This window comes from Chryseobacterium sp. B21-037 (assembly GCF_028570785.1).
GTDB classification, from domain to species: Bacteria; Bacteroidota; Bacteroidia; order Flavobacteriales; family Weeksellaceae; genus Chryseobacterium; species Chryseobacterium proteolyticum.
The window spans coordinates 480,324-499,566 of sequence record NZ_JALGCB010000001.1; the positions used below are offsets into that span (position 1 = coordinate 480,324).

At 36.5% G+C, this 19,243-nt stretch carries 15 protein-coding genes and 1 pseudogene; 9 read left to right on the plus strand and 7 right to left on the minus strand.

What is annotated here, in order from left to right; translation table 11 throughout:
* Window positions 1–14 precede the first annotated feature (14 nt).
* Window positions 15–1,379, minus strand: coding sequence for a PQQ-dependent sugar dehydrogenase (locus MTQ00_RS02145; protein WP_273647545.1), 1,365 nt, complete (start codon window positions 1,377–1,379; stop codon window positions 15–17).
* A gap of 217 nt (window positions 1,380–1,596) precedes the next feature.
* Here MTQ00_RS02145 and secD point away from each other — a divergent pair, with 217 nt between their 5' ends.
* A complete protein-coding gene (secD, locus tag MTQ00_RS02150; protein WP_273647546.1) occupies window positions 1,597–4,491 on the plus strand; it encodes a protein translocase subunit SecD in 2,895 nt (964 codons plus the stop codon).
* Window positions 4,492–4,702: 211 nt separating this feature from the next.
* On the plus strand, window positions 4,703–5,929 hold the full coding sequence (locus MTQ00_RS02155; protein WP_172277839.1) for a TCR/Tet family MFS transporter: 1,227 nt from the start codon (window positions 4,703–4,705) through the stop codon (window positions 5,927–5,929).
* 68 nt (window positions 5,930–5,997) lie between these two features.
* Here MTQ00_RS02155 and MTQ00_RS02160 read toward each other — a convergent pair whose 3' ends face one another.
* Window positions 5,998–6,939, minus strand: a complete 942-nt coding sequence (locus tag MTQ00_RS02160; RefSeq protein WP_273647547.1) for a hypothetical protein — start codon at window positions 6,937–6,939, stop codon at window positions 5,998–6,000.
* A 223-nt stretch (window positions 6,940–7,162) separates the two neighbouring features.
* On the opposite strand from MTQ00_RS02160, the gene MTQ00_RS02165 reads away from it, so the two are divergent.
* Genes MTQ00_RS02165 through MTQ00_RS02175 form a run of 3 tightly spaced genes read left to right on the plus strand, consistent with a single transcriptional unit; the run spans window position 7,163 to window position 8,874 of the window.
* Window positions 7,163–7,492, plus strand: a complete 330-nt coding sequence (locus tag MTQ00_RS02165; RefSeq protein WP_172277843.1) for a Sec-independent protein translocase subunit TatA/TatB — start codon at window positions 7,163–7,165, stop codon at window positions 7,490–7,492.
* A 3-nt stretch (window positions 7,493–7,495) separates the two neighbouring features.
* Window positions 7,496–8,062 (plus strand): phosphatase PAP2 family protein, encoded by a 567-nt coding sequence (locus MTQ00_RS02170; protein ID WP_172277845.1) that lies wholly within the window; start codon window positions 7,496–7,498, stop codon window positions 8,060–8,062.
* Window positions 8,059–8,874, plus strand: a complete 816-nt coding sequence (locus tag MTQ00_RS02175) for a tetratricopeptide repeat protein (protein WP_273647548.1) — start codon at window positions 8,059–8,061, stop codon at window positions 8,872–8,874. Before MTQ00_RS02170 ends, MTQ00_RS02175 begins: the two co-directional genes overlap by 4 nt.
* Before the next feature lie 2 nt (window positions 8,875–8,876).
* On the opposite strand, the gene MTQ00_RS02180 is transcribed toward MTQ00_RS02175, so the two are convergent.
* A complete protein-coding gene (locus MTQ00_RS02180) occupies window positions 8,877–9,350 on the minus strand; it encodes a 23S rRNA (pseudouridine(1915)-N(3))-methyltransferase RlmH (protein ID WP_172277849.1) in 474 nt (157 codons plus the stop codon).
* Between the two features lie 159 nt (window positions 9,351–9,509).
* On the opposite strand from MTQ00_RS02180, the gene MTQ00_RS02185 reads away from it, so the two are divergent.
* The 3 genes from MTQ00_RS02185 to MTQ00_RS02195 all read left to right on the plus strand — a co-directional run bounded on the left by MTQ00_RS02185 (window position 9,510) and on the right by MTQ00_RS02195 (window position 11,795).
* Entirely contained in the window at window positions 9,510–10,532 is a 1,023-nt protein-coding gene (locus MTQ00_RS02185) for a DUF4421 family protein (RefSeq protein WP_273647549.1), read from the plus strand.
* A gap of 2 nt (window positions 10,533–10,534) precedes the next feature.
* Entirely contained in the window at window positions 10,535–11,494 is a 960-nt protein-coding gene (locus tag MTQ00_RS02190; RefSeq protein WP_172277853.1) for a YihY/virulence factor BrkB family protein, read from the plus strand.
* 157 nt (window positions 11,495–11,651) lie between these two features.
* Window positions 11,652–11,795: a bacteriocin-like protein gene (locus MTQ00_RS02195; protein WP_172277855.1), complete on the plus strand. Its 144-nt coding sequence runs from the start codon at window positions 11,652–11,654 to the stop codon at window positions 11,793–11,795.
* 53 nt (window positions 11,796–11,848) lie between these two features.
* Here MTQ00_RS02195 and nhaA read toward each other — a convergent pair whose 3' ends face one another.
* The 3 genes from nhaA to MTQ00_RS02210 form a co-directional block, all read right to left on the minus strand.
* Window positions 11,849–13,036 carry a Na+/H+ antiporter NhaA gene (gene nhaA, locus MTQ00_RS02200; protein WP_273647550.1) on the minus strand — a complete coding sequence of 396 codons (1,188 nt, stop codon included), beginning with the start codon at window positions 13,034–13,036 and terminating at the stop codon, window positions 11,849–11,851.
* A 2-nt stretch (window positions 13,037–13,038) separates the two neighbouring features.
* Window positions 13,039–15,249: a RelA/SpoT family protein gene (locus tag MTQ00_RS02205; RefSeq protein WP_172277859.1), complete on the minus strand. Its 2,211-nt coding sequence runs from the start codon at window positions 15,247–15,249 to the stop codon at window positions 13,039–13,041.
* Window positions 15,250–15,360: 111 nt separating this feature from the next.
* Window positions 15,361–15,723 (minus strand): hypothetical protein, encoded by a 363-nt coding sequence (locus MTQ00_RS02210; RefSeq protein WP_172277860.1) that lies wholly within the window; start codon window positions 15,721–15,723, stop codon window positions 15,361–15,363.
* Window positions 15,724–15,970: 247 nt separating this feature from the next.
* Between MTQ00_RS02210 and MTQ00_RS02215 the strand changes: the two genes are divergently transcribed.
* Window positions 15,971–17,233, plus strand: a complete 1,263-nt coding sequence (locus tag MTQ00_RS02215) for a photosystem II stability/assembly factor-like protein (RefSeq protein WP_273647551.1) — start codon at window positions 15,971–15,973, stop codon at window positions 17,231–17,233.
* Window positions 17,234–17,286: 53 nt separating this feature from the next.
* On the opposite strand, the pseudogene acs reads toward MTQ00_RS02215, so the two are convergent.
* Window positions 17,287–19,203 (minus strand): annotated as a pseudogene (acs, locus tag MTQ00_RS02220) (acetate--CoA ligase); the annotation flags it as partial.
* Window positions 19,204–19,243: the final 40 nt, after the last annotated feature.

Genomic DNA, 19,243 nt, shown 5'->3' on the forward strand with positions numbered 1-19,243 from the left:
GGCTTTCGTTAACATTATTGAATAATTAGCTTTTGACTATAGGATTTTAATTCTCCTGACTTTAAATTGATGTAGTATACTCCCGGGCTAAAACCTGAAATATCAATACTGTTATCATTACCAATTTTTAGCTGATTCATTAGCCTGCCTTCAGAGTTAATGATCTCTACTGAAAGTTTCTGTTCTTTAATACCGTCAATGAATACTTTTTTAGAAGCAGGATTTGGATATACCCTTATTTTGGCTAAATTATTATTTTCCTGTGTTGAGAGTGTTCCGCTTGTAATTTTGTAAATCTTTCCGCTATTAACACCGGCAACATATAGACCATTCTGATTATCTTGTCCAAAAGTTGAGAAACCATTTCCAGAGTAGGATGTCGTCCAGGTTATGGAATTATCAGAGCTCAACATTCCGATCTGGTTGGAGCAATAATCTGCGAAAAAATATTTTCCTTGTAGTGCCGGATAAAGAGTTCCACGGTAAACATATCCACCGGTTATAGAACATTTTCCACCAGAGTGGTCATATACGGCAACCGGAAAAGTCATTGTTGAAGCGGCTGCGCATCCACCGGTATTATAGGCCGTATTTCCTTCATAACATCTCCATCCATAATTAATTCCGGCCTGGGTAATCGGATTTTTGTTGATTTCTTCAATCTGTCCCTGACCCACATCTGCAATCATGGCATTTCCTGTGGTGAGATCAAAGGAAAACTTCCAGGCGTTCCGAAGTCCATATGCCCATATTTCATCTGCTCCGTCAATACCCACAAATGGATTGTCAGGAGGTATATTATAAGCATTGGTAGAGTTAATGTCAAGACGTAGCATTTTACCCAGCAGTGAGTTTTTGTTTTGTGCATTATTGTTGGGGTCTCCACCGCTACCTCCGTCTCCGGTTACCACCCATAATTTGCCGTCAGGCGCAAAATGAATGCTTCCTCCATTATGATTATCGAAAGGCTTTGGGATATTGAGTATTATTTTTTCAGAGCTTGCATCGGCTACATTCGGATCAGTGCTGCTTACGGTATATCTGGCAACAGTAATGTTTCCGTTGGTTGCATTGTTGTAATATACAAAGAAATAACCGTTTGTTGCATACTGGGGATGGAAAGCCAATCCTAAAAGTCCTCTTTCTCCACCATACAAAACTTTGCTGCTAATGTTTAAGAAGTTAGTCGTATTAATAGTCCCGGAAGGTTGAATAATTTTAATGATTCCGTTCTGTTGTGCTACGAAAAGCCTGCTATCATTGGCATTTGTAATTTCGACCGGACTCGTGAGCCCGGTGGCAAATTCTACCAGATTAATTGTCTGGGAATTAAGAAATAGGGAAGAAAAAATCCCTATCACAAAAAGTAAAATTTTCATAATATTTTGATATTTAGTGTATTGTACTCATAATGAAAATTTCATACCAATTAAACTTTATAAACTTCATTAAAATAAGCTTTTAAAATTGATAAATCTTAAATGGAAGTCATATTGTCGATATATCTGAAAATAAACCATTTCTGTTATTGAAAGTTCATAAAATATAAAGAAAATCATTATATTTGCCGACTTAATTTAACGTAGTTATAACAAAATGCAAGGAAAAGGACTTATTACAATTGTTGCTATTGTACTGGGGTTGATTTGCTTAAATGAGCTTATACCAACCTGGTACGCCAGCAAAATTGAATCGCAGATTGAAGCTGCGAACGGAAACGAGAAAGAGATCAAACGAATAAAGGAAGATACTCTTAATCTTGGTTATACGAAGCTTTATTATTCTAAAGCGAAAGACAAAGAAATGAAACTTGGTCTTGACTTGAAAGGAGGGATCAACGTTCTTTTGGAGATCAACCAAAGAGATTTGGTGAGTGATTTAACGAATTACTCTTCTAATCCTGTTCTAATCGAAGCTTTAAATAAAACTGATGAGGTTCAGAAGAATTCTACTAAATCTTATGTAGATAATTTTTTCGATCAGTTTGATGCTATAAACAAAGCAAAAGGAACCAATCTTAAACTTGCAGATCCGGAAATATTCGGAAACACTAATCTTACAGAGATTAAGTATAATACTACTGATGAGCAGGTAAAAAGTATCGTTAAAAGAAGAATTGATGCTTCTGTAGGTACTGCTTTTGAGGTTATCAGAACCAGAATTGATAAAATGGGGGCTGTACAGCCGAATGTTCAGAGAGTACCGGGAACAGCGAGAATTTCTGTTGAAATGCCTGGTATGAAAGAAATCGATAAAGTAAAGAAAATGCTTCAGACTTCAGCAAAACTTCAGTTTTGGGAAGTACAGCAGGTTCCTGAAATTGCACCTTATTTTCAGACTTTAACAAGTGTGGTTGCAGCAAAAGGAGATTCTATGGGAGTTGCAAAGAATGTGAACTTCATGAACCTTTTACATTTAGACAAGTTAAGAACCAACGGAGTTGCTAACATTAAATTGTCTGATACTGCAGTTGTAAATAAAATTTTAAACAGCAAAGTGGCTCAGGCATTACGTCCGGCTAACATTAAATATACCCAATTCATGTGGGGGTACAAACCAGAAGCTACAGATGCTGAGAGCCTTGTATTGTATGCCATAAGAGGAAACATCAACCAAAAAGCACCAGTAGACGGAGCTGTTGAAACTGCTAACATCAGCTATGATGAGCTGGGAAGAGTAGTAGTTGATATGCAGATGGATTCTAAAGGGGCTAAAGAATGGAAAACATTAACAGAGAAAAACGTTAATAAACCGGTTGCTGTAACTCTTGATAACAGGGTATATACTGCACCGAACGTAGTAAATGCTATTCCTAACGGTAGAACTCAGATCTCCGGTAACTTCTCTCAGGAAGAAGCTAAAGAACTGGTAGACGTTTTAGGAGCAGGTAAATTACCGGCAGGAGCTAAAGTAGTTCAGGCTACACAGGTAGGACCGTCTCTAGGACAGGAATCTATTAATGCAGGGATGATCTCATTCGCTATTGCATTTTTAATCATCATCGTTTATATCATTTTCTATTATGGTGGTGCGGGAGTGTACGCTGTAATTGCAATGGTTATTAACTTATTCTACATTTTCGGAATTATGGATTCCGGAGACTTTACGCTTACTCTTCCAGGTATTGCAGGTATCGTTCTTACAATGGCAATGGCTGTGGATACGAACGTAATTATCTACGAAAGAACCAAAGAAGAACTATTTGCCGGAAAAAGTATTTTGGAGGCTTACAAAGATGGTTTTAAACATGCATTAAATGCCATTATTGATGGTCACTCGACAACATTCCTAACGGCAGTGGTGTTATTCTTCTTCGGAACGGGACCTATTAAAGGATTTGCTTTAACACTAATGATTGGTATTGCAATGACTTTATTTACTTCTGTATTGCTTTCAAGAGTAATGATCTTCAACAGACTAAATAAAGGAAAACACCTTTCTGTATGGACAGCTCCGACGAAAAATCTGTTCAGAAATACGTGGATTGATTTTATTGGGAAAAGAAAATATGCGTATATTATTTCTGCTATATTAACTGTTATCTGCATCGGATCTATTGCAACTCAAGGATTTAAGTATGGAATTGATTTCACTGGTGGTAGAAACTACGTGGTAAGGTTTGATAAAGATGTAAATGCTGAAGATATCGAACAGAATCTGGTAAAAATGTTTAAAACGGAAGATGGTAAGAACTCTTCTGTTGAGGCTAAGACCTTTGGTAACTCTAAACAATTGAAAATCTCTACAGATTACCTTATTGATGATGAATCGCTTAAGGCTGACCAGACTGTTGAGCAAAAATTATATGAAGGATTAAAAGGGAATTTACCGGCTAATATTTCACTTCACGATTTTAAATCTGCGGATAAAGACCATGCCGGAATTATCTCTTCTGAGAAAGTAGGTCCTACTGTAGCAGATGACATCAAAACCCACGGTATTCTTGCAGTTGTTGCTGCACTAGGAGGTATCTTTATCTATATCCTTATCAGATTTAGAAAATGGCAATTCTCTCTGGGCGCTGTAGCTGCATTGTTCCACGATGCGATTATCATTCTGGGAGCTTATTCATTGCTGCATAAATTCATGCCTTTCAATATGGAAATCAACCAGGATTTCATTGCTGCAATCCTTACCGTATTAGGGTACTCAATCAATGACACCGTGATTATCTTCGATAGAATCAGGGAATATTTGAGAGAGAAGAAATCTTTAACATTGGCAGGTTTATTTGATGATTCAATTTCAAGTACATTGGGTAGAACATTCAATACCTCATTTACAACGATCCTTGTAATTTTAGCAATCTTTATCTTTGGTGGGGATAACCTGAGAGGATTTATGTTTGCGATGCTAATTGGTATTGGTTTCGGTACCTACTCATCCATATTTGTTGCTTCGGCTATTGCTTATGACTTCCTTAAGTCAGGGAAAGAAGAAGGAGTACATGGAAAAACGACTTCGAATAAAGAAGTCCTTTCTTCAAAATAATTATACTACAATAAATAAAAAATAGCCTTTCATTTCGAAAGGCTATTTTTTTATTTATTGGTTTAAATCTAAGGAAAGAAAATTGTTTGAATAATTAAATGTTAAGCTGTAAATCCGACCTACTATTCAATCCTTGATAATCAATTATCATTATTAAATCTTCACAATTTAGAATCATTATACTTCTATATTTCATTAATTTTGCACAATTATGGAAAATTCAAGGAAAAAAGCCGCCATGAGCTTTATTTTTATAACGCTCCTGATTGATATCACCGGATGGGGGATCATTATTCCCGTTGTTCCTAAATTAATTGAGGAACTGATTCATGCAGACATCAGTGAGGCCGCAAAATATGGTGGATGGCTTGGTTTCGCCTATGCGTTTACACAGTTTATATTTTCCCCGGTAGTAGGAAATCTCAGTGATAAATACGGAAGAAGACCCATTATCCTCATTTCGCTTTTTGGATTTTCAATAGATTATGTTTTACTGGCTTTAGCTCCAAGTATCTGGTGGTTATTCCTGGGAAGAATTATAGCCGGAATCACAGGAGCGAGTGTAACCACTGCAAGTGCATACATCGCTGATATCTCTACTGACGCGGACAGGGCTAAAAACTTTGGTCTGATAGGGGCGGCTTTTGGTTTGGGATTCATTATTGGACCTGTGCTGGGAGGTGTTCTGGGGCATTATGGCTCAAGAGTTCCATTCTACGCTGCGGCCGGTTTATGCCTGCTCAATTTTCTTTACGGATATTTTATTCTTCCTGAAAGTTTGGATAAAGATAAGAGAAGAGAATTCAGCTGGAAGCGTGCCAACCCTGTGGGATCATTTAAATTTTTAGGTAAGCATCCTGAAATTTCAGGATTGATAGTGTCTTTAATTTTGATTTATATTGCAGGTCATGCTGTACAGAGCAACTGGAGTTTTTATACGATGTATAAATTCAGCTGGACGGAAAGGATGGTTGGATTATCTCTCGGAGCAGTAGGATTATTGGTCGGACTTGTACAGGGAGGTTTGATCCGTTGGACAACTCCAAGATTAGGAGAGCAGAAAAGTATTTATTACGGATTGGCCTTGTATGCCATCGGAATGTTATTGTTTGCATTTGCTACAGAAGGGTGGATGATGTTTGCATTCCTTATTCCTTATTGTTTAGGAGGAATTTGTGGTCCTGCACTTCAATCTGTGATTACAAAAAGTGTCCCTTCTAATGAACAAGGAGAATTGCAGGGCGCTTTAACAAGCCTGATGAGTGCTACGGCAATTGTAGGCCCTCCTATGATGACAAACCTGTTTTATTACTTTACCCATGATGAGGCGCCATTTAAGTTTTCAGGAGCACCTTTCTTTTTAGCTTTCCTTCTCATGGCTGTAAGTGTGGTTATTTCATATTATGCATTCGAGAAAAATAGAGAAATTAAAAAGTAAATTATTTTAAATAAAAAAGCAGGATATCATTAATGATATCCTGCTTTATTTTTTTAGCTATGTATTGATTAAGGATAAAGGGACTTGGTTCCGTTACTTACGATATTACTTCCCAAACCGGAAAATGATACCGTAAAGTTACTTGAATTAAAGCTTAAAGAACCTGTCGGTGTACATAATCCAAGTGCATATCTGCATTGTCCGTAAGCTCCGGTTCTCTTTAATATTTTGCTTTCGCTTTTTGCTTTTCCTAAACTGATATTGCCCCAATCACTTACATCAGTATTAGATACGGTAGATCCATTATAATAAATCGTGATCTTATATCCGATTTCTCCTCTCTTGGATCCCCATAGCCATTTTGCCGTCCACCATTCTTTATACCACTTCGAAAGTACCTTTGCCTGATTGTCATTAGAGGCTTCTACGTTACTTCCTCTATCCATCATTACCAGGCCTCCTAACACATTATCCCAGATAATTCCGCTGGTATTGTAGAAACATAATGAAGTAAATTGCTCTCCCTTGTGATTCCATGTAATTTCAAGTACTTCTGTATTTGGTTTTACCTCCTGACTAATGACATCCTTCAGGCTTTGTTGGGCAACTGATAGTTCATCTCCTGAATTAAAATTTGTCATTTTGCCTATTTTTACTGATGCCGGGTCTGTAATATTACCAAACGCCACATAAGTATTTTTATCTGAAATGAGGTTTTGAGAAATGGAAATTCCATTTGCATCAGACAGCTTTCCTAAAACTGAAACTCCGGTAATCTGAAGATCATTTTTAAGGTATTGTTCCAGATTTTTCTTTGAATCATTCAATTGTGTTTGAACAATATCGGGAAGTGTTTGAGAAGAGGGAGTTAATACTTTTTTCAAATCGGAAACAGATTCTTTTTTTGCGGTATTTTCCTGAAGTACTTCAGTTGTTTCATTTTGGCAGCTTGTTAAAGACAGCACCATTGCCAAGGCAAAAACCTTGAAGGGAGTTACTAATTTTTTCATAAGTATATATTTAATGTTTGTGTAGAAATAAAAATAATGAAAAATTTCATATAATTCTTTAATTAGAGAATTAATTATTGATTAATTTAAAAAGATCTGAATATTAAGAGGATTAATAAGCCTGAATTGAAAATATTTAAAGCTTTGAAATGGAAAATCTTAAAATTTGTTTAAATTTTATGTTTCTACATTATATATGTATAATCTTTTGTAATTTTACCTCATGGAATTAAGCATTGGAGAAATGGCATTGATTGCAGTCGCAATCGTTGTATTATTCGGTCCGGATAAACTCCCTCAGATAGCGCGTGACTTAGGAGCAGGCGTAAGAAAGATGCGTGGAGCGGTAGAAGACATTAAAACCGAGATCATGAAAGAGACGGATAACCCTGTTTCTGAAATCAAACGTGAGATCGAAAAGGTGAAAGATGCTGCTAAAGATTTTAACCCAATGAAGAATATTGAAAAAGATATTCTTACCGAACCTTCTTCTGAGCCTGCAAAGCCAAAGCCTTCTGAAGATGAAACCTATGAAGGACCTGTAAGCAGATAACTGATGGAAGAAATCATTCAGGAAGATAAAAATGTCTTTTTATTTCTCAATAATTTGGGGAGTTCTTCGTTTGATCAGTTTTGGATGCTTATCTCCAGTACATGGATCTGGGTTCCGCTTTATATTATTTTTCTGTATTTTCTTTATAAAAATTACCAGTTAAAATCCTTAGTTTTTATTCTTTTATTTATACTTATAGGAACAACCGTGTCCGATCAGGTCGCTGGCATCTTTAAGCATGGAGTACAAAGGTTAAGACCTTGCCATGATCCTTCTCTGGAACATTATATGAGGATCGTAAAATGTGGCGGACAATTTGGATTTTATTCTGCTCATGCATCGAATACTTTCTTTTTAGCTACATATCTGAGTGTTTTATTAGGAAAAAAACTCAGATGGTTTCCTTATGCTATATTTGTATGGGCTGCAGTGGTTTCTTACAGCCGTATATATTTAGGAGTGCATTTCCCGATAGATATTTTGGTGGGGGCGTTTGTTGGACTTTTATTGGGAGTGATATTTAGTGCACTCGCGAAAAAAGTCATCAACAAACAAACGATAACCTCATGAAAAAACATTTATTACTTGTAGTATTAGCATTTACATTTGCTAATCTTTATTCCCAGGACGCAAAAACAGCGGAAGAATGCTTTAAAAAAGCAGATTATAAGTGCGCCGAAGAGCAGTACGCTAAATTAGCCGAAAAAGAACAGATTCAGAAATACCAGTCGGAGTACTACAATAATCTGGGGACTTCCCAAAGGAGGTTGGGTAAAACGAGCCTTGCTCTTAAATCGTATGAAGCAGCTCTGCGGGCAAATCCAATGTCGGCACCAGTATATGCTAATCTGGCATCGGTAAACAGCCAAAAAGGAAATAAACAGAAAGCCCTTGAATACATTGATAAAGGATTACAGATCGATGCTGAAAATGTAGATATGTATTTGACAAGGTCTAAAATTTATGACAGCCAGGGAAAGAAAGAACTGGCTATTAAAGATCTGAACCAGATTTTATCTTTTGCTCCGGAAAATATCTTTGCAAGAACGGGATTGGCTAATTTAAAGAAGAATAATGGCGATCTTGACGGAGCATTAAAAGATTATAATCAGCTCATTTCTGAAAAACCGGAGTCTTTGTTATACAACGGACGTGCGGAAGTCTATTTAAAAATGAAAAAACAGAAGGAGGCTTTGACTGATATCAATAAAGCTATTTCCATAGATCCGAAATTTGCTCAGTCCTATGTAACAAAATCTCTGATTTTGTTTGACGGTGCCAAGCCGAAAGAAGCTTGTGTCAATTTGGAGAAAGCTGTTGCTTTGGGATACGAAAAAGCAATTCTTGCAGATCATTTTGCAAAATGTCCTCCCGCCAAGTAAACTTAATCGTTATGATAAGGTTTTCCCTGTAGAATCTGATCTGCACGATATAATTGTTCAACGATAAATAACCGGATCATCTGGTGGGTAAATGTCATTTTAGATAATGACATTTTTTCGTTGGCTCTGGTATATATTTCCTCAGAAAACCCATAGGCTCCTCCGATTAGTATGTGGATCTTTTTTACCGACAAATTCATCCATGTATCTATTTTCTGAGAGAATTCCCTGCTGGTAAACTGTTTTCCTTTTTCATCGAGAATAATAACGAGATCATTTTTATCTATATAATTCATAAAAAGCTTTGCCTCTTCTTTCTTCAGAAGATCTGAAGAGAGATTTTTGGCATTCTTAACATCAGGGATTTCTGTTATTTCAAAATTCCAATGTTTAGGAAGGCGGGGAATATAGTAATTGATCAAAGAATTAATTTCTTTATCATCTGTTTTACCGATACAAAGTAAACTTATTCGCATAGGATATAATCACATTTAGGATGACAAAGATATTCATAAATTAAGGAATTTTCCCGGGTTCCTATGATACATTTTACCCTTCGCTGCCAACCGGTGTAATTTTCCGGTTCATTATCAAGTCTAAAAAAATCTGTATTTTTACGGAGCCAATATCACACGATGAAAATAAAATCTATTCCCTACTTATTTTTATATTTTCCGTTAGCTTCTTATGGTCAGGAAGTTAATGAGTATAATAAGAAGTACAGGGAAGATAATAATACAATTTCTCTCGTTGCAGGCGTAAGCTACCTTAACAATTCCTTTGGACTTCGCTATGAAAGAGAAATTTTCAGGCTAAAACCAAATGATTCTTTTTACACTGAGCTTTTTCTAAGGTACAGATGGCTGGATACCAGTATTTCATTTACACCTAAACTGATTAAAATAAATAATGATGATGATATCAAGGGGAAAACGAAATATTTCAATGTGAATTTTGCTTTTTTCCTGAATCCAAAGCTACGACAAATGATAGGTTATAATCAGATCAAAGGGTTATATTTCCGGGATACCAGGAAGTATATAGATCTTTTGTTAAATGGTTCAGACGAAAGTATCACGGATGCATATATTCAGTTTCCGGATGCTAATTACAGGTCTTTTAAAGGGGAGACAAGTTATTTATGGGTCGGAAATAAAGAGAACTACAGAAGCTATACTAATATGACTTATAAGCCTGCTAAAAATGATTTTGTCGTTATTACAGGTCTGTTTTATCAGTATAATATATTGAAAGATTCCGATAGGGCAATATATAAGGGAGAAGTGATAGGAAGCGGGGAAGAAGGTTCTGCCACGAAAGATATAAGGCTGGCATTAAGAACAGGTGCAGGAATACAAAGAGTGATCGATAGTAATTGGTATGCGGTGGTTGAATTTTATCCTCAGCTTTATTATTCAAAGCTGATTGATGAAGACTTTCATGAATTTAATATGGGAATGAATTCCAATGTAAGGATCGGATATGATAACGGAAAATGGTTTGTTGGAGCCGGTACTCAGCTTAACTGGGTAAATAGTTCAAATTCCAATTTGTATTCATCTACACAATGGCAATTCAGGGCTGGAATTGGTCTGAGGTTTAATGCGCCACAAATAGTCAACAGAAATTTTGATAAAATAGATAATATCCTGAAATAATTATGAATATAAAAACTCCTAATTTTATCCTGAAGATTCAGGAATTCTTAGATGATATCCATATCCCGCTCCTGGGAATATCACTGTGGCAAATGTTTCAGATTTATATTTCGGGTATTTTTAAGGATAAGATAGGAAGAAAGGCAGCCGCTATTTCATGGAGCTTTACCATCAGTTTATTTCCTTTTCTTCTTTTCTTGCTTTCCGTTTTACCTTATATGCCGCATTATGATAAGCTTCATTTTTATATTTTTGAAGTGCTGATTCACAATGTTTTTCCTTCCAATATGGAAACTGATGTTAGAGGCTATATTGAGAAAAGTATCATTCCCAATATGAGGGGAATCAGTAATCTAACCATTATTCTTGCCCTTGTTTTTGCTACAAACGGGACTTTTTCCCTTATCAATGGATTCAATGAAAATTCCGAAGAAAAGCTGAGTGACGTAAAAGAGTTTATTCTTTCTTTTTTTATTACCATAGGCTTTATCACTATAGTTTTTTTAGCTCTTTTCGGAGTCTATTATGTAGAAGTAGTTTTAAAACTATTTACACCTATCCATAATGTTTCCTGGCTGGTGAATAACCTTTCTAAGATTATTGGATTTGTGTCTTTTCCTCTTTTTTATTTTATTTTATTAGCGATGTTTTACTGGTTGGGAACAGTGAAGATTGCCAGGTTCAGGCAAGCGGTTCCTGGGGCTATTTTAACGACTGTTCTTTTTGTTCTCACTACTTACATATTTGCTATTTATGTAAAAGATATCGCCCGTTATAATGTTCTGTACGGGTCCATTGGAAGTATGATTCTTTTAATGGTATGGGTAAATGTGAATGTTTATCTGCTATTATTTGGTAATGAACTTAATATGGCTATCAGAAAACTCAGGATAGAAAAATTACTGGCTGATGAACTCCGAAAAGAAGTGCAGGCAGATCATTCCCCGAACGAAAAAGACTAATCTGAATTCTCTTCAATCAATATTATAGTAATTTAATCCATATTTATTTATGGGTCAATTAAAAATACCTGATTATATTTTTTCGTATTCATTTTTATGGTAATTTAGTGACTAGTAAGAATTTGAATTTCTTGTACAAATACCAAATTAATTTATTATGAAAAACATCAAAAAATTAACGAGAAACGATTTGAAAATCGTAAAAGGAGGATTAGCATGCAGAACCGGGGATGATTATTGTCCGGGAACTACCTACTGCTGTAACGGACTATGTAAGATATCCACTTACATTTGCCCGTAATACAATAAAAAAGAGCACTGAAAGGTGCTCTTTTTTATTTTTATAGTTAGCAATTATTCATCACTATCGTCGTCAATAAATTTATTCTTTTTAGCACTGAGGCTTAATATAATTACGCCTAAAATAGCTGATAAAAACGATGCAATCAGAATTGCAAATTTGGCTTCATCCTGGATTTCAAATTGCTCTTTAAAGGATAGTAATGCTATAAAAATAGACATCGTAAAACCAATTCCTGCAAGAAAGCCTACCCCCAGCATATGCGACCATGTGCTATTGTGTGGAAGTGAACTTATTCTAAGTTTAATGGCAATAAATGAAAATAAATTGATCCCGATTAGTTTTCCCAGGACTAAACCACCGATGATCCCTAATCCTAAAGTACTTATCAACCCTTCTGCCATTCCGCTGTGAAAGGCAATATTGGTATTTGTAAGGGCAAATATTGGCATGATTAGAAAGCTTACAGGTATATGAAGATGATGCTCTAATTTTTCCAAAGGAGAAATTTGAACATTGGATGCATTGGTAGGAATAGACAAAGCCAGTAATACTCCTGCGATGGTAGCGTGAATTCCTGAATTGTGAAGGAAATACCACAAAAATAATCCAGGGATAATATAGAAAATAAGCCTCGTCACTTTTAAAAAATTCAAAAGAAACAAGAAAGCGACAATTCCGAAAGAGATCAACAAATAGATCCATTGAATCTGATCTGTATAAAATATGGCGATAACTAAAATCGCTCCCAGATCATCAACAATAGCCAGAGCAGCTAGGAAAATTTTAATGGAATTAGGAATTTTACTTCCTAGCATGGAAATCAACGCAAGCGAGAAGGCTATGTCTGTAGCCATCGGAATTCCCCATCCATTGCTGAATTCTGTTCCTGAGTTGAACAGGGTATAGATGGTTGCGGGAACAAGCATTCCTCCGACTGCCGCAAAAATCGGAAGAGAAGCATTTTTAAAAGATGAAAGCTCACCTTCCACCAGTTCTCTTTTTATTTCGAGGCCTACCAAAAGGAAAAAAATAGCCATGAGACCATCATTGATCCAGATATGGATCGGATATTTCAAGTGAAAAAGATGAGTGCCTATTTCATAGTGGAGAAAATTCTGAAATCCTTCTCCTAAGCTCGAGTTAGCAATTAATAAAGAAATCGCTACACAAAAAATAAGGATGATACCCGAAGATTGACTGCTGTTGAAAAATTTTTTAAAATAAATAGATAAATTCATGCCTATGATTGTAATCGTCTCACCCTTGAAACTCCGTTAATATTTTTAAGTTTTTTAAAGGTTTCTTCCAACTGACCTTTATTTTTAACCTCAAGAATAATGTTACCCATAAAGACGCCATTATTGGATTCTATGGAAAGACTTTTCATATCCATTCCCATAGTGCCACTGATCACGGCGGTAATGTCATTAATCATTCCCATCCGGTCTAAACCTTCAATTTCAATTTTAACCCTGTTTTTAAAGCTCTCAGCATTAACCCATTTGGCTGGAATAACCCGGTAATCATACTGTGCCCTCAGGTTAATAGCATTCGGACAATTATCACTATGCACTTTTATACCGTCTGAAATCGTAATGAATCCAAAAATTTTATCTCCCGGAATTACGGTACAGCATTTTGCATAACTATAGTTTAACTTTTCTTCGTCTTTTCCAAAGACGATCATGTCCAGGTTTTGCTCCTTTGGTTCTTCATAATGAACGTTTTTGGAAGGAGATTTTCTGAATCTTGAAAGTAAATTATTGAATACATTTTTACTTTCGATATATTTTCTAAGACTGCTTACATCCAGTTCATTGCTCTGGAATTTTAAAAACAGTTCCTGTGATGTTTTTAAGTTGAAAAACTTCTGAAGTTTATTGACTTCCTCATCATTAAAATTAATTTTAGCGTGACGAAGCTTTCTTTGTAAAATTTCTTTTCCTTCTTCTACCAGCTGATTTTTTTGTGAATTAAGATAACTCTTAATCTTGGATTTTGCCTTGGAAGTAACTACGAATTCGAGCCAGTCCGATTTAGGCTTTTGATTCTGGGAAGAAAGGATATCTACCTGGTCTCCGTTTTGAAGAACATATGAGATAGGAACCAGTTTTCCATTGATCTTGGCTCCTAGGCATTTCATACCCAAATCAGAGTGTACAGAGAATGCGAAGTCCAGTGCCGTAGCGTTGGTTGGCAGAATTTTGATTTCTCCTTTGGGAGTAAAAACGAAAACCTCTTTAGAATATAAATTGAGTTTGATGTTATCCAGAAGTTCGGAGGTAGAAAGATTCTGTTGCTGTTCTAAAACATCCCGGATTTCTGTTACCCATCTTTCAAAATTTCTGTCCTCACTGCTTTGCTTGTATCCTTCTTTGTATTTATAGTGTGCGGCTACCCCTTTTTCAGCAATTTCGTCCATCCTTTCTGAACGGATCTGTACTTCAATCCATTTTTTATCCGGTCCAAGGACAGTAAGGTGTAAACTTTCATATCCTGTAGAACGGGGCTGTGTGATCCAGTCACGCATTCTTGAAGGGTTACTGTGGTATACATCCGTTACGATTGAATAAATTTTCCAGGCCAGGAACTTTTCATTTTTTGCATCTGATTTGTAAATGATCCTGATGGCGTAATTATCAAATACCTCCTCAAAGGAAACTCCTTGTTTGAGCATTTTCCGGTAAATGGAAGAAACTGCTTTTGCACGGCCTTTTATACTGAAGTTTAATCCTTCCTCTTTGAGCCTTTCGGAAACTTCTTTTTTGAATTCCTCAATGTATTTTTCCCGGTTTTCCTTGGCTAGTTCTAACTTTTCAGTGATCTCATTGAAAACTTCCGCATTATTATACTTTAATGAAAGGTCTTCAAGCTCGGATTTGATGTTGTATAATCCCAGACGGTGGGCCATGGGAGCGTAGATGTACACGGTTTCAGAAGCAATTTTCTTTTGCTTATCCGGGGCCATGCTTTCCAGTGTCCGCATATTGTGAAGGCGGTCTGCGATTTTAATCAGTATAACCCTGAAATCTTCCGATAGTGTGAGCAATAACTTTCTGTAGTTTTCAGACTGTACGGAAATGTTCTGATGATTCATGATGGATATTTTGGTTAATCCATTCACGATATTGGCTATTTTTTCCCCAAAGATCTTCTTGATATCTTCGTAGGTATAGTCGGAATCTTCAATCACATCATGCAGCAGTGCGCAGGCTATTGATGTAGCTCCAAGACCTATTTCCGTTGCAACAATTTTAGCTACGGCAATAGGATGGTAGATATAGGGTTCTCCGGATTTTCTCCTTTGATCTTTATGAGCATCTAATGCAATATCAAATGCCTTTCGGATGAGTTTATTGTTTTCTTCATCCAAAGTCCTGTAAGTATTAGAAATCAGGTCTTTATATCTTGCCAGTATTTCTTTGTTCTCCCGTTCTAAGTCGTAGCTCATTTGTGTAAATCCCGTATAATTAAACGAAAATACGAAAATTTTCCCACTTGTCAATGACAAAAAATCCGCAGAAAGATCTGCGGATTTCCGGTTATTAGATTTTAGTTTTTATTAGAATTTTACTTCTGAATCCATGCCGTTGCTTGAACCCTTGATTTTAACGTCGGGACTGTTATGGATTTCAGCTTTATTTCGTGCGTCAATATATCTTTTTATGTTATGGTAGTCTGCTTGTTCTATTCCCATATTCTCAAATAAATAAGTTTTTACCACAGCATTTTTATTAAAAACGTTCCTGGCATTATCTGCCTGATCTGTATCTTTTACTGCAACACTTGCAAGATATTGTGAATTTTGATGGTCGTTGAGATAAACAATATAATCTGAATCTCCGAAGCCTGAGCTTTCCAGGTCCGTTTCAAGCTTCTTATAATCACTGTGAGATTGAAATAATCCGGCTAATATTTTTGTCATGATCGTGTGTTTTAAATTTGTACTTAAAGGTAATAATTAAATTTCAAATTATTTGAATAAAATTCAATAAAATTTGATTTATATTGTTTTATCTATAATTAAATGTTAAAATATTTGATGATTTCTATCAATCAAATGTTTGAACTTAAAAGTCCGTTAGTCGTTGATAGACAGTATCATGAATTATTAAGAAGTTTATTGTATACTTATCTCAAAAACCTCAAATTTGTTTTTAAAATTAATACCTATGAAAAGAATTTTATTTACTCTTATTCTATCATCATTCCTTCTGCAGGCTCAGCAATATAACTGGACCGCGTTCTCTTATCCTCCGGGAAATGGGGGAGGGCGGTATGATGATGTGTTCTTTCTTAATGAAAATTTAGGGTGGGCAGCCCGGGGCGGCAACGGAGCTGTTTTTAAGACAACAAATGGTGGTACCAGCTGGACACAGCAAATTGTGAGCACGACACCCAATGAATACTATAGGAATATTGAATTTTTAAATGAAAATGTAGGTTTTCTGGGGACGTTGAATAACAATTTTTATAAGACAACAGACGGCGGAGCTACATGGCAAAGAGTTGATAATATTTCGCCATACCCGCAAGGAATCTGTGGTCTGGATTGTGTGGGTACATCCACTGTGTACGGTTGCGGAGCATGGTTTTATCCTGCTTATATTATCAAATCAACAGATAGCGGTATAACATGGCAGTATATGGATATGTCCGCGTATGCTACCGCCCTGGTAGAAATTACTTTTATCAATGAGAACGTTGGTTTCGCATCCGGAAGTGATGATGATGGTGCGGTTATTCTTAAAACGACTGATGGAGGAGCAAGCTGGACAAAAATATATAATAGTAATATTCCTTTTGAGTACGTCTGGAAAATGCAGCTTCTGGATAATAATAAAATATTCTGCTCTATTGAAGCAGAATCTCCTAATACAGGAAGGTTATTGAAATCTTTAAATGGCGGACTTACCTGGGAAACAAAGGATTTTCCGGATACTTTTGTTCAGGCTGTGGGCTTTACTTCACCAGACCATGGGTGGATGGGGGGGCATAATACAGGGTTTTATGAAACCTTTAATGGTGGGGAAACCTGGACGGACACAGGAGTAGGCGGTACTTTGAACAGGATATTTTTTGTTAACAGTAATGTGGCATATGCTGCTGGTACCGGTATTTATAAAATGACTGTCGGTAATCTTGCAACGCAGGAAACTACCAGAGATAATCAGGAAAGGAAACTTCAGATCGATGTAGCTCCCAACCCTGTTAAAGACAAGCTGAATCTCAGTATTCATTTTTTACATTCCGATCATATCATTATCGGGCTGTATGACACATCAGGAAAGTTCATTACAGAAATTCTGAAAGATGATATCAGTGGGAAAAGGCTGAAAAAATATTCTTTGGATTTTCATTATCCTAAAGGGAATTATCTACTTAGTGCACATTCCAACCTCGGTAGACAAGCTATAAAAATTATCAAAGAATAGAGTTGATAAAAAAAGCGCAGGTAAACCCTGCGCCTTCTTATTAATGATAAAGATTAGTCTATTCTTTCATTTTTAATTTCGTCCACAATTTCCGGATTTAATAACGTAGAAATATCTCCGAAGTTGCTGAAATCTCCTTCGGCAATTTTTCTAAGGATCCTACGCATAATTTTTCCTGAACGTGTTTTTGGCAATCCTGAAACGAATTGTATTTTATCCAGTTTAGCGATCGGTCCGATCTGATCGGCAATAAGCTGGTTGATCTCTTTTTTAAGGTTTTCCCTTTGTCTGCTTTCTCCGGTTTCTTTTAAAACAACATACCCGTACAAAGCATTTCCTTTGATATCATGAGGATATCCCACAATTGCAGATTCGGCAACGGCAGGATGCTGGTTGATGCTGTCCTCAATAGGAGCCGTACCTAAGTTATGTCCGGAAACAATGATTACATCATCTACCCGGCCTGTAATTCTGTAATATCCAACTTCATCTCTTAAAGCACCGTCTCCAGTGAAATATTTTCCGGGAAAAGCGGTAAAATAAGTTTCTTTGTATCTCTGGTGGTCACCCCAGATGGTTCTTGCAATTCCAGGCCATGGAAAACGGATGCAGAGATTTCCTGTTACCTGGTTTCCTGTGATTTCATTCCGTTTATCATCCATCAGCACCGGTTGAACGCCAGGTAAGGGAAGGGTTGCGTAGGTAGGTTTGGTAGGCGTTATAAAAGGTAGGGGAGAGATCATAATTCCTCCTGTCTCGGTCTGCCACCAGGTATCCACAATAGGACACTTCTTTTTACCCACATGGTCATTGAACCAATGCCATGCCTCATCATTAATGGGTTCTCCTACCGACCCGATCACTTTTAACGAACTGAGGTCATGCTTATCTACCCATTCGGCACTTTCCTTGGCCAGGGAGCGAATAGCGGTTGGTGCTGTGTAAAATTGGGTGATTTTATGCTTCTCAATAACCTCCCAGAATCTGTCCGGTTCAGGATATGTAGGAACACCTTCAAAAATAACTGTAGTGGCTCCGTTTAGCAAAGGCCCGTAAAGGATGTAAGAATGTCCCGTGATCCAGCCGATATCTGCAGTACACCAATAGATATCATTTTCCTGGTAATTGAAAATATTTTTAAAAGTATACGCGGTATAGACCATATATCCCGCACAGGTATGGAGCATTCCTTTTGGTTTTCCGGTAGAACCTGAAGTATAAAGAATGAAAAGGGGATCTTCGGCATCCATTATTACCGTAACAAAATCAGGAGAAGCTTTTTCATAGAGTTCAGACATCCAGTGATCTCTGCCTTCTTTCATTTTGATCTCATTGTTTGTTCTTTTAACGACCAGGACATTCTCAACCGTTGTTGTTTTTTCAAGAGCTTCATCAACGATACTTTTAAGGTCTAGCACTTTATTTCCTCTGTAGCTGCCATCGGAGGTAATTACTAGCTTCGCTTCACAGTCATTGATCCTTGAAGCTACTGCATTGGCTGAAAATCCTGCAAAGATTACTGAATGTATCGCTCCTAATTTTGCACAGGCGAGCATTGTGATTGCCAGTTCAGGGATCATAGGAAGGTAAATGCATACACGATCACCTTTTTCAATGCCCATATCCCTTAGGACGTTAGCTGTTTTGTTAACTCTTACGTACAATTCACTATAAGAAATATGCTCAGCTTTTTCTTTAGGATCGTTGGGTTCCCAGATAATAGCCGTCTTATCTCCTCTTTCATTCAGGTGCCTGTCGATGCAGTTTTTGGTAATATTTAATTTTGCGTTCTTAAACCAGGTGATTTTTGCCTCGTTCATATCATACTTAACTACCTTACTCCATCTCTGATACCACACAAAATTTTGATCGGCTATTTTATCCCAGAATTTTTTAGGATTTTTAATAGATTTTTTATACTCCTCAAAATAATGTGGTAAATCTTCTATTAAGTAATTTCTCATATCCCTTTTGTTTTTGAAATTTGAATTTTATTGATATTAAATGTAT

Coding starts and splice junctions, on each gene's coding strand:
- MTQ00_RS02185 (WP_273647549.1), top strand. CDS start 9,510: ATGAAAATAAAATCTATTCCCTACTTATTTTTATATTTTCCGTTAGCT.
- secD (WP_273647546.1), top strand. CDS start 1,597: ATGCAAGGAAAAGGACTTATTACAATTGTTGCTATTGTACTGGGGTTG.
- MTQ00_RS02145 (WP_273647545.1), bottom strand. CDS start 1,379: ATGAAAATTTTACTTTTTGTGATAGGGATTTTTTCTTCCCTATTTCTT.
- MTQ00_RS02165 (WP_172277843.1), top strand. CDS start 7,163: ATGGAATTAAGCATTGGAGAAATGGCATTGATTGCAGTCGCAATCGTT.
- nhaA (WP_273647550.1), bottom strand. CDS start 13,036: ATGAATTTATCTATTTATTTTAAAAAATTTTTCAACAGCAGTCAATCT.
- MTQ00_RS02160 (WP_273647547.1), bottom strand. CDS start 6,939: ATGAAAAAATTAGTAACTCCCTTCAAGGTTTTTGCCTTGGCAATGGTG.
- MTQ00_RS02155 (WP_172277839.1), top strand. CDS start 4,703: ATGGAAAATTCAAGGAAAAAAGCCGCCATGAGCTTTATTTTTATAACG.
- MTQ00_RS02180 (WP_172277849.1), bottom strand. CDS start 9,350: ATGCGAATAAGTTTACTTTGTATCGGTAAAACAGATGATAAAGAAATT.
- MTQ00_RS02215 (WP_273647551.1), top strand. CDS start 15,971: ATGAAAAGAATTTTATTTACTCTTATTCTATCATCATTCCTTCTGCAG.
- MTQ00_RS02210 (WP_172277860.1), bottom strand. CDS start 15,723: ATGACAAAAATATTAGCCGGATTATTTCAATCTCACAGTGATTATAAG.
- MTQ00_RS02175 (WP_273647548.1), top strand. CDS start 8,059: ATGAAAAAACATTTATTACTTGTAGTATTAGCATTTACATTTGCTAAT.
- MTQ00_RS02190 (WP_172277853.1), top strand. CDS start 10,535: ATGAATATAAAAACTCCTAATTTTATCCTGAAGATTCAGGAATTCTTA.
- MTQ00_RS02205 (WP_172277859.1), bottom strand. CDS start 15,249: ATGAGCTACGACTTAGAACGGGAGAACAAAGAAATACTGGCAAGATAT.
- MTQ00_RS02170 (WP_172277845.1), top strand. CDS start 7,496: ATGGAAGAAATCATTCAGGAAGATAAAAATGTCTTTTTATTTCTCAAT.
- MTQ00_RS02195 (WP_172277855.1), top strand. CDS start 11,652: ATGAAAAACATCAAAAAATTAACGAGAAACGATTTGAAAATCGTAAAA.